The following is a 2,783-nucleotide window of genomic DNA, read 5'->3' on the forward strand; positions in this document are numbered from 1 at the left end:
CGTTACCCTACGCCAACGGACCAGTGCACATTGGTCACCTGGCCGGCTGTTATTTACCTGCGGATATTTATGTCCGTTACCTGCGCGCTAAAAAGGCCGATGTAAAGTTCATTGGCGGTACGGATGAACATGGCGTTCCCATTACTATCAAAGCCATGCAGGAAAATGTTAGCCCACAGGATATTGTAGACAAGTATTACAAAATTATCAGCGAAAGCTTTGCAGATATGGGAATATCGTTTGATATTTTTTCCCGTACCTCCAGGCAGGTGCATCATGAAACTGCTTCGGCCTTTTTCCTGAAAATGTATAACGACGGCCGCTTTGAGGAAAAGGAAAGCGAGCAGTATTTTGATGAGGTAAAGCAGGTGTTCCTGGCCGACCGTTACATTATAGGCACCTGCCCTAATTGCGGCAACGATAAAGCCTATGGCGACCAGTGCGAGCGTTGCGGCTCTTCCCTGAGCCCGGATGAGCTGATTAACCCGCGCTCCGCCCTTAGCGACGCCGTGCCGGTAAAAAGAAAAACAAAGCATTGGTATATGCCGCTGCAGGACTATGAACCCTGGCTGCGGGAGTGGCTGCTGGAAGGTCATAAAGAGTGGAAGAATAACGTGTACGGCCAGTGCAAAAGCTGGCTGGACAGCGGCCTGCAAAGCCGCGCCATGACCCGCGACAGCAACTGGGGCATTAAGGTGCCCTTGCCCAATGCAGAAGGCAAGGTGCTGTATGTATGGTTTGATGCGCCCATTGGCTACATATCTGCCACCAAAGAGCTTACGCCTGAATGGGCCGACTACTGGTGTAAGGACGATACTAAGCTGGTACACTTCATCGGCAAGGACAACATTGTTTTCCACTGTATTATTTTCCCCGCCATGCTAAAGGCGCACGGTGGATTTGTGCTGCCTGAAAATGTGCCGGCTAACGAGTTCCTGAACATTGAAGGGGAAAAGGTATCTACCTCCCGTAACTGGGCGGTATGGGTGCATGACTATGTAAAGGATTTCCCGGACCAGCAGGATGTGCTGCGGTATGTGCTGTGCAGCACTGCGCCGGAAACCAAGGATAACGACTTTACCTGGAAAGACTTCCAGGACCGCAACAATAACGAGCTGGTAGCTATTTTGGGCAACTTTGTCAACCGCACCATGGTGTTGATGCATAAGCTGTGCAACAGCAAGGTGCCGCCCTTTCACCTGGATGTAAAGGACGATAAGGATGATGCAGTGGCAGCTATTTTGAAGGAAGCCAAACAAAAGATAGAAGACGCGCTCGAAAACTTCCGCTTCCGCGATGCCTTGCAGGAAATGATGAATGTAGCCCGCGAAGGCAACCGTTACCTGCAGGAAAAACAACCCTGGATCCTGGCAAAAACGCCGGAGCTGCAGGCGCAAAATCAAAAGCTCATAGATAACTGTTTGCACCTGTGCTTACAGCTTACCGCCAACCTGGCTATTTTCAGCAATCCCTTTTTGCCTTTTACCGCGAAAAAAATCTGTCATATGCTGAAGGTGGTAGACCGTATGCTGGAATGGGAAAATGCCGGCAGCCTGAAGCTGGTAAGCGTAGGCTACACCCTGCGCGCGCCGGAGCTGCTGTTCAAAAAGATCGAAGACGAACAGGTAAAAGCACAGGTAGACAAGCTGCATGCCGGCCTGAAAACAACAGCAGCTGCATCTGCCACACCGGCCGCCGAAGCAGCAGCGCCTGCCGTGCCGCCCAAAGCAGAAATACAATACGACGATTTTGCCAAGCTGGACCTGCGGGTAGGCACCATTGTAGCAGCAGAAAAAGTGGCCAAGGCCGACAAACTGTTAAAGCTGCTGGTAGATATAGGTACGGAAAAACGTACAGTCGTTTCCGGTATAGCCATGCACTTTAAGCCGGAAGAAATTGTGGGCAGGCAGGTAACCCTGGTTGCTAACCTGGCTCCCCGTAAAATGAAGGGCATCGAAAGCCAGGGCATGATATTAATGGCAGAAGACAATGGCAAGCTGGTATTTGTAAACCCTGCAGAAACGGTAACGCCAGGCAGCGGGGTAAGCTGAGAACAGCTGTCGGCCTTTAACGCTTTCAGAAAAGCCGGTGTAAATAACTTGCACCGGCTTTTTATTGCCGGTTTGAAACGCATTTCAACTATTCCTAACAACCGGGCATCCGGGGCTTTAAAGGAAAAGGGAGAAAAAAAATTTTGCGTGATAAATGAAATACAAAAAATGGTAAATTCATTAATCGAAAAAATAAGGTAATAGTCGCGTAAATGGCTAAACTGCCAATGGCTAAAAGCTAAAGCTATGAAAAGACACATCAACAAAATTGCCGTCCTGGGTTCCGGCGTAATGGGCTCCCGTATTGCCTGCCACTTTGCCGGCATAGGCGTACAGGTACTGTTACTGGATATTGCCCCAAAAGAGCTTAATGAAGCCGAAAAGGCCAAAAAGCTAACCCCGGACAGCCCCGTTGTGAAAAACCGCATTGTAAATGAAGCCCTGCAATCCGCACTCAAAAGCAACCCTTCGCCGGTATTCACCAAAGACGTGGTAAAACACATAAAAACCGGCAACTTTACAGACGATATGCCCCGTATTGCCGATTGCGACTGGATAATAGAAGTGGTGGTAGAGAACTTAAACATAAAGCGCTCCGTGTTTGAGCAGGTAGAAAAATACCGCAAGCCCGGTACCTTTATTACTTCCAATACATCCGGCATTCCCATTCATTTAATGACTGAAGGCCGTAGCGACGATTTCAAAAAATACTTCTGCGGCACCCACTTCTTT

The 2,783-nt window shown here is 49.2% G+C and carries 2 protein-coding genes; both read left to right on the forward strand.

Features of this window, described 5'->3' with window-relative positions:
* On the forward strand, positions 1 to 2,051 hold a 2,051-nt coding region (metG, locus tag VFS25_RS04580; protein WP_326460941.1), incomplete at its 5' end, for a methionine--tRNA ligase.
* A 246-nt stretch (positions 2,052 to 2,297) separates the two neighbouring features.
* A partial coding sequence (locus VFS25_RS04585) for a 3-hydroxyacyl-CoA dehydrogenase family protein (RefSeq protein WP_326460942.1) occupies positions 2,298 to 2,783 on the forward strand: 486 nt, incomplete at its 3' end.

The sequence above is a fragment of the Chitinophaga sp. genome (genome assembly GCF_035761305.1).
Classification (GTDB): Bacteria; Bacteroidota; Bacteroidia; order Chitinophagales; family Chitinophagaceae; genus Chitinophaga.